At 42.5% G+C, this 8,574-nt stretch carries 6 protein-coding genes and 1 pseudogene; 4 read left to right on the forward strand and 3 right to left on the reverse strand.

What is annotated here, in order from left to right; genetic code table 11:
• Together QZ327_RS11255 and QZ327_RS11260 are read right to left on the reverse strand one after the other, a co-directional pair.
• On the reverse strand, positions 1-1,701 hold a 1,701-nt coding region (locus QZ327_RS11255; protein ID WP_294619345.1), incomplete at its 3' end, for an ATP-binding protein.
• A gap of 1 nt (position 1,702) precedes the next feature.
• Positions 1,703-2,977 carry a DNA adenine methylase gene (locus tag QZ327_RS11260; protein WP_288149362.1) on the reverse strand — a complete coding sequence of 425 codons (1,275 nt, stop codon included), beginning with the start codon at positions 2,975-2,977 and terminating at the stop codon, positions 1,703-1,705.
• A 562-nt stretch (positions 2,978-3,539) separates the two neighbouring features.
• On the opposite strand from QZ327_RS11260, the gene QZ327_RS11265 reads away from it, so the two are divergent.
• Entirely contained in the window at positions 3,540-3,686 is a 147-nt protein-coding gene (locus tag QZ327_RS11265) for a hypothetical protein (RefSeq protein WP_294619349.1), read from the forward strand.
• A gap of 65 nt (positions 3,687-3,751) precedes the next feature.
• On the opposite strand, the gene QZ327_RS11270 is transcribed toward QZ327_RS11265, so the two are convergent.
• Entirely contained in the window at positions 3,752-4,678 is a 927-nt protein-coding gene (locus QZ327_RS11270; RefSeq protein ID WP_294619351.1) for an Rpn family recombination-promoting nuclease/putative transposase, read from the reverse strand.
• A 597-nt stretch (positions 4,679-5,275) separates the two neighbouring features.
• Here QZ327_RS11270 and QZ327_RS14410 point away from each other — a divergent pair.
• From QZ327_RS14410 to QZ327_RS11280, 3 genes and pseudogenes are all read left to right on the forward strand, one after another.
• Positions 5,276-5,632, forward strand: a pseudogene (locus QZ327_RS14410) (hypothetical protein); the annotation flags it as partial.
• A 192-nt stretch (positions 5,633-5,824) separates the two neighbouring features.
• A complete protein-coding gene (locus QZ327_RS11275) occupies positions 5,825-8,155 on the forward strand; it encodes a TonB-dependent receptor (RefSeq protein ID WP_294619353.1) in 2,331 nt (776 codons plus the stop codon).
• Positions 8,156-8,167: 12 nt separating this feature from the next.
• On the forward strand, positions 8,168-8,509 hold the full coding sequence (locus QZ327_RS11280; protein ID WP_294619354.1) for a hypothetical protein: 342 nt from the start codon (positions 8,168-8,170) through the stop codon (positions 8,507-8,509).
• Positions 8,510-8,574: the final 65 nt, after the last annotated feature.

Genomic DNA, 8,574 nt, shown 5'->3' on the forward strand with positions numbered 1-8,574 from the left:
ATTTGAATGTAATGAATCTTCATATAGCGATCTTAATTCATCAACCCCCTTGTTTAACATCATCATTATGTCATGGCTGGCAGTTTCTACAGAAATGCCAACAGCTGCTAATGATTCAGTTCGTTCAACTCTGCAACTTAAATATTTATTCTCTGATTTATAAGCATTCTCTAATTGAGTTAATAGAGCTAACGCATACTTGTCGTCCTTAAGTTGATTGCGAAGATTGGATATTTCTTTACTTACCGCATCTTTACGTATCTTATCAAGTTGTGACTTCTTTTCTTTATCTGCTAAATAAGCAGCATAAGCCCCATTACGTATGTATGATAGAAAACTTTGTATTATACAAATAAAATCAGTAGTATAATTCCCTTCTTCGATAAGTCCTTCTCTATTTGTTTTATCTTTCAGATGAGGATTACCAAATTTAGTTATCTTAATCCTTCCTACTATTTGGTCATTACTTAAAAAATCTCCGGCTCTGACTGTACCACGACGTACCTCTATTTGCAGCCAGTCGTCATCTGGATCACCATAGGGAAGAACACGGATATTATCGCGGAGTAAGTAAATTCTATGCTCTTTAATAATAGACTTTGCTTCCTTAGGTAAGTAATACTTAGATGACTCATCCTTTGAATTTAAATCAAAAACATAAAAATCAAACTCAAAGTCACCGAAATCAGTAACTTCGCGAAATGCCTTAGTCACCTTATTTTGGAAATGATTTCTAAAAACGCTCATACCTCTAAGTCCATCTTCTTTTATACTTACAGACTTAGTGTGCCCATTTTGTTTATATGTGAACAATCCTAAATTCGAGGAATAATGTCCATTTGTTATTTGTAATACGCTTTGAGTCTCAATCAAATTACGCAATGTAATATCATTAGACTTTTCTTCTTGAATCCAAGGATGATTATTTAGATATAATCCAATTGTAAAATTATTCTGTTTCTCATTCGGGCTGATAACTTCATTAAACAAATCTCCAAACCTTAAAAAACTATCTTTGATTGGTTTAAGTTTTGCTAAAGACCACGAACCAGATAGATTTGATATCTCAATACGAGTCCCATGGCTATTCTCGCATTTATCGAATTTTAAATTATTTATAGTAACATCATGCTCCACAAATACATTAGGAGATTTTTCCTCTAATTTAAAATTTAATTCGTCTAGATAGAGTCCTTCATTACCTTCTTTAGCTCCGTCTATAAAATCACTATCATACGAGCTTAAATCAAAACACAAAGTATATTCTTTACTGCTTTCGGATTCCTCTTTTGGATTTAAAAGCCAGTTTGCAGGTCTAGTTGTTAAATTTACGGTCTTACCTAGTTTTAGCATAGCGTATCTACCAATCCCTTTCTCTCCTTGAATAATACGATTATATTTAGGAGTTCTCCGTTCAGAACCATCTTTAGAAAATTTATTAGGTGTAGCCGGACTCATCCAAGATTTTTCAATCCTCTCAGATGTCATGCCACATCCATTATCTTCAATAATAATTCGAGATTCTGAAGTAATATTTAAGGACTCTGTAAATCCCTCAAAAGAAACCTTAACCCAATCTGCATCTGCATCATAGGCATTTTTTATCAATTCAATAACTGCTATCTGCTCGTTCTTAATTAGTTGATCGCCCAACATGGTTAGCAATCGAGCAAATGGTCTGATTGTTATATTCTTAGCCATACTAATTACATTTTCTTGCAAAAATGACAAACTCCTCTGAATAAACTTTCCTACAACAGCCTTTGGCACAGGCAAATTTTCCATTAGTATCTCGATATGGGGTAAGTATTTTATTAGAAATTTTACGCCTATCTACTTCTACATTGCCGAATCCTTCTGCCAACAAACATTCTGTCAAATGTTTCGCATTATCAATTTTTACTCCTTTATATTCTGTATTACCTATAACAAACAGGCAGGCACCTATAGAATTCAACATTTCTGCAACTTTATGTACAGTTGACTGCATGTCAATATAATATTGTGCAATAGAACGAGCTTTCCTTTTGTCTATTGGATACATCTTGAATACTATGTCTTGACCTGTGTTGTTTAGTTTTTTCAAGTTTTGATTGAATTCTTGTGAATGATATAAACTTCCTATTGTACCTTCACGAAGTGATCTGAAATCATCGGTATATTCAAGCCAAAGTGTTGATAATTGATGTAAGTCAGCATATTCATATGAGGTTACATATGGGGGACTGGTTACAATCAAGTCTGCAAATGGTTTATCAATATTGATATCCAAAATATTAGTTCTTATAATATCTGCCTCTCCATATTCTTCATTTGTATTTTCCCTATTTGCTTTTCTCATCATATTTACTTGGTACATATATGAAGAAAGCACATCCTTAGGTTGCTTCTTAGGATCAATTTGCGGCTTAATTGATTTTGTAAGCCATCGTGAACAAGATTTTAGTATATTAGAGAAAGCACACAGAAAAAAATTGCGGTATAATCCGCCATTTGTAACCTGATATATTGCAGACCTAAGTTTTAAAAGGTCATCAATGTGCGCTTCATCAAACCAGTAGCGTATACGCTCATTAGAATAGACACGGTTACTTTTATCTACACTACTCGTTTTGTACACAGTAATTATCTGGTCAAAAATATCTTCTAATTGTTTATCTTGGTATACATTGCTTTTAGTTTCTGCAATCAATGTTGCTACAGGATTTATATCACATCCCCAAAAATGTTTACCACTCCTTACTGTTTCAAATGCCACCGTACCACAACCACAGAAAATATCTGCTACTGTTTTGACTGATATATTGTATTCTTCAGCTTTATGGATTGCTTTTGTTGTTATAAATGCCGGAAATTTAGCTGGGTATGCATGTATACTATGCATACGCCTTTCCCGTTCTGCTGGCATATTCCATTCCTCTTTGATACTAATTGTATCAAAGTCAAGAGAGCGATAATTCTCAAGTGTTACATTCATTCTTACTTTTGCTATTATATACAATATATCTAATATAACAACAAAAGTACAAAATAATTTCTGATTAACCAAATCTATTGGATATTTATTGAATAGCGTTTAAATAGGTATTTGTTATTAAGGGATACGAAGAACACTACAAGAAGATGGTGAAAATTTAAGTTCATTAATATGTCTGTTTCAGTCTTAATAGAGTGTATAGGAACTATAAATAAACATACTTAATTAGCACATTACAAAATCCATCAATCATAAAAACTGTTACCATACACACTTTTTTCGATTAGTAACAGCATATTACTCAAAAAATAGTATTAACTTTGCATCAAACAAAAGCCAATGAGTGGTGCGCAAAACGCGGAAAGTATCACACTGCGAAATCGGTGGAGATGATTTGAAAAATTTAAAATAATAACTGAATATCAGAGATTTATAAGATATTAGTGAACCCCAGGCGGATCACCAAAGAATTCAGAGAGTTACCCCAAAAGGTAGCTCTCTTTTTTTATGCCTGAATTACGCTGGTTTACATGGTTCAGTTAAACCGAGAGTTAAACCAAGAATGGAAGCAATAGTTAATGCAACCTGTTACAAATCAAAGGTTTTAAAGAAAACAGAGGACGGAGAAGTCATAACACCAGCCGAAGGTGCTGAATACCGCTATGTGAAACTGCTTAACGGGGAAGTTTTGAGCGTGCGTGTCTATTAATAGCAAAAAGGGAATATACCGCAAACCGTATATTCCCTTAATCAATGTCATATTGAAAATTCAAACTATATCTTTTCTATTTCTTCTTTAGTCAATCCGGTCGCTCCAATTATCAATTCTATGGAAGTCCCGGAGGATTTTAAATAACGGGCCACTTCTATCGCCTTTTTTCTTTCTCCTTTATTTAATCCTTCTTCAAGTCCTTCAGCTCTGCCTTCCGCCTTACCTTCCGCTCTGCCTTCCGCCCTGCCCTCTTCACGTTCCGTATTGATGTTGTCGCGGAGAATCACAATATTGTCCAGGTGGCGGTAATAGGCGGAAAGTTCATCCTTCGTCATGCTGTCCAGTTTCAACCGCTCACGGGCCTCTTCAAGACCGGGAGCTGTGGCGGTAGAAGGTATCTCGCCCGTATTCAGGTAGTAAATCCATTCTTCCAAGGGAGTTTTTGCCACCCGGTTGAAGTCGTTCACTTTCAGGATGTAGTATTCGGGATACAGCCGGCTGACCGCATCCACCTTGAATGTCTGTTTCTGGAACGGGGTAAGCTCAAGGAGGTCGTTGGTGTGGATGCCACGGAACTCGGTCTTTCCGTGATAAACGAAATCGCCCCCGTGACCCAGCGAGAAATACACGATGTTGACACTGTAGACCTTACGGACCTTGTCGTAGCTATCACCTCGGTTGATATATTCGGTGACCAGCTTGGAAGTGCCGAACAGCATACGCTGGAAGTAGGCATATTCGTTGTTGTTCTGCACCTCTATCAGCACAAGTTCGCCTTGGGAGTTCTCGGCAAGCATATCCACGCGGTTGTACTTGTCGTACTCGTACTCCTGGTTGCTCTCGCTCTCAAGAAGGCGCCGGATGATGATTCGCTCGCCCAGCAAGGTGGTGAGCAAACCCTCGAGGACACTGAAGTTGGCTTTGTTCCGCAGCAGGCGCTTCATAGCCCAGTCGAAACGGATTACAAGGTTCTTGTTATCGCTGTTCATAACGGTCTAATGCATCGGTTGATACAAAGGTAAACAAAAACCTCAAGATTGCCAAAATAAAATGATATCACCCCACGTTTTTTTTCATTTACAGGAGTTATCGGGAATTAAAGGAAGTCATCAGCCGACAAACCGGCACGGGAGTTAGAAGCTGATAATATCGCTATACATCAACAGAGCTGTCGGCTTCCAACGACTCCTAAGCCCGAAGAACGATAATTCCTAAATGAAAAAGCCGTACCTATTTTTGCCAAGGACAATATAAAAAACATGCAAACATGCAGAAAATGCAGTGCACAGTTTTCCTCACACACACGCAACGCGTACATTAATATAAAAAAGAAAAACGATTATCCGTATAACTCCCCAATTAGCATAGTAGCCCACTATTCACTAAATATGTTCAGTGAAATTCCGTTTTATAGATTATCTTTGTGTATCAATTATTTGCAAATATTTTCATCTGGTTTGAATACTCACAAAATTTCACTGTTTTAGAAAATATTGGTACTATTTGATACCATATTTCAGGATATATTTTGTACCTTTACACCACAGTAACCAAGATATATCGCATATGGATTTCATCTTCATCAAATCTGCCCCGACAAAGCGATAAACGCCATAAGGCTGTTACGGAGCAAAGTTCCCGATAGCTGGCACAAGAACCCTTACGCGTGGACAAGAATCGGTTGTACGCTCGTATTCTTTGCCCTGTTTACCATCAGTTGGGTACAATGGCATAAGTACCGGGAAGAAAACAGACGGTTGAGAACGGTTGCAGCCAAACACGAAGTGACTACGGTCATGCTCAATGAACTACACCCGGAACTGGCTGTAACCATTGGGGCTTACGAGAGACTGGTGGAAACGGTTGGCGCAGATTCGACTTTGACCATATTCAGTGAACAGGTCAAAGCCGTTAGAAAGGAATCCAAAAATCAAAGCAAATAAATCAAGAAAGAGCATATCCTATAGTGTATACATTGGTTTATGTGTATATACTTGCAATTTGTTAATACCGCTTTTAGTTACCCTATTGGGTAATTTTCTGTGAGGAAATATCAAAACTACCCTATTGGGTAGCTGATAAAAAAATATCTTTCAGGAACTTTGTGCCGGAAATATTTAAAATCATAGGCAATAATGAAACGATTCAAATGTATTTTCCTATTGAGTGTGTTCCTGCCTATACTGGTGCAGGCACAGATAACCACCGTCATCGGTCGTGTGGTGGACGAACATAACCAACCTTTGCCCTTTGCCAACGTGGTGTTGCTTTCGTTACCGGACTCCACCTACGTAACAGGCACGATTAGCCGCGAGGATGGCACTTTCTCCTTAGAGAACAAAGGAGAAAACCTGCTATGCGTTTCTTTTGTAGGTTATACTACTACCTATAAAAAGTGTGTATCGGGCGATGCGGGTACCTTGCAACTCCTACCTGACGCGCAACTGCTTGGCGAAGTTGTGGTGAAGGCCAGTTTACCCGTCACCCACATAAAAGACGATGCGTTGGCTACTACCGTGCAAGGCACTGTCCTCAGCAAGGCAGGTACGGTAGAAGATGTATTGGCGCACATCCCCGGCTTGCAGAAGAAGCAGGACGGCTTCGAGGTGCTGGGCAAAGGTGCGCCGCTTATCTACATCAATGGACGGAAGATGCGCGACGCGTCGGAACTAGATCAACTCTCGTCCGAAGACATCCGGAGTGTGGAAGTGGTGCAGAATCCCGGTGCCCGCTACGATGCCACGGTGAGTGCGGTGGTACGCATCCGCACCGTGAAACGGCAGGGCGAGGGCTTCGGCATCAGCCTGCGCAGCAGTTACGACCAGTCGCAGAACGCCGACTTCGGGGAGCAGGCCGACGTGAACTACCGTCATAACAGTCTCGACGTGTTCGGCATGATTCGCTTCGATAAGACGGACGACCGGCAAGAGGACTTGTTGAACCAGACCACCTATGCCGACACGCTGTGGGCACAGAACAACTACCAACGAGCTGATGAGGAAACCCGTGAACTGAGCGGACGCATCGGCTTCAACTACGACTTCAACGACCGCCACTCCATCGGTGTGCGTTACGACATCGGCAAGACGCTGCATCAAGTGGAAACCAGTATCTTCGACAGCAAGGTGCAGGCAGACGGGCTGCCTTACGATGTGTTGCACTCCGATATCTATGCCAAGGTGGATTTCAGCCCCGAACATTCGCTCAACGCCTACTACGCCGGACAGATAGGCAAGGGGCAATTGGAGTGGGATGCTGACTACTACAACTCCCAATATACCCACCGCACGCTGAACACGGAAGACAGCCAGGACCACGACGACCGCAAGGTGACCTCCATCAACGACGTGGACAACCAGCTTACCGCGACAAAGGCTTCCTTCACCCATCCGCTATGGGGCGGCAGCCTCTCCGTAGGAGGCGAGTACACCTATACCGACCGCCACGATGACTACATCAATCACGAAGGCTACGTGCGTACCTCTTATAGCCGCATCCGCGAGCAGAACCTGGCCGGATTCGTGCAGTACAGCCACCCTCTGCGCTTCGGCAGCTTGGGCGGAGGGCAACTGGTTGCAGGCGTGCGCTATGAGCATGTAGACTTCGATTATTACAGCAGTGGCGTCTACGTGCCCGAACAGAGCCGCACCTACGATAACCTTTTTCCCAATGTTTCCCTTGCCGGACAACTGGGCAAGGTGCAATTCCAACTGAGCTATGCTGCCAAGACGCAACGCCCCTCGTATAGTCAACTGCGCAACAACGTGACCTACGCCAACCGCTTCACGTGGCAGACGGGCAACCCGTTGTTGAAGCCCAGCATCACGCACGATGTAACGCTGGCAGGCGTATGGCGCTTCTTCCAGGCGATGGTCAGTTATAAGGTCGTCCGTGACTACATCTTCTATTGGGGCACGCAGGTCGAGGGGCAATCCGCCGTCACCCTTATCAACTACATCAATCACGACCGTCTGCCCGGCCTTACCGCCGTGCTCTCCGCCTCGCCCACCATCGGTCTGTGGAACCTCAATGCCAGTGCGGTGCTGATGAAGCAATGGTTCTCGCTCGATGCAGCCGGACAGCACCGCACGTACAACAATCCACTCTTTATCGGTTCGCTGAACAATGTCTTTACTCTGCCTGCCGGTTTCCGGTTCACAGCCGACTTCACGTATCAAAGCCGGGGGCAGGTGCAGAACATCACCCTGCGCCGCCCGCAACTGACGCTCAACGTCGGCCTGCGTAAGTCATTCCTTAAAGACGCCCTCAGCATCGAGGCACGCGGCAATGACCTGTTGCTGGGCGCGAAACAAGAAGCCCTGCTCTACATGCAGAGTTCGCAGATGACTGACCTGTCGTGGGGTGACTGGCGTTCGTTCAGCCTCACCGTGCGCTACAAATTCAATGCGGCGAAGAGCAAGTATCGCGGCACAGGTGCAGGGCAGGAGATCAAAAGTAGATTTTAAATCCTTATTTGTATGGCTATACATTTCATAAATCTCTCTTGGGCAGAAATCGGTATTGTGGAAAGTACCAGTTTCGTTCTTTCCTTTCTGCAGAAAGGGGATGAACCGATAGAGCAGGCGGTAGAGAGATACGTTATCGGTTATATGGCATTTTGGGGTATCGTCTTTGTCAAGAACAACTTAATACATTCCAGACCTAACGAAACTACGATGGAAGCCGGGAAAGAGAAAATCAGGCAATATGTGGCGCGACATCCGCCTGCGACACCTTTGCCACGATTCTACATCACGCTTCTAAATCAACCTCATATTGCTGGCGATGCCTATGGCTTCAGTGATGTTTTTTGCCTTTAGCTTACTGAATTGGAAAATCCACTCGTATCTGCCCCCTTCCGTTCACTTTAAAGTGATCCCCCCAA

It is taken from the genome of uncultured Bacteroides sp. (assembly GCF_910578895.1).
GTDB lineage: Bacteria > Bacteroidota > Bacteroidia > Bacteroidales > Bacteroidaceae > Bacteroides.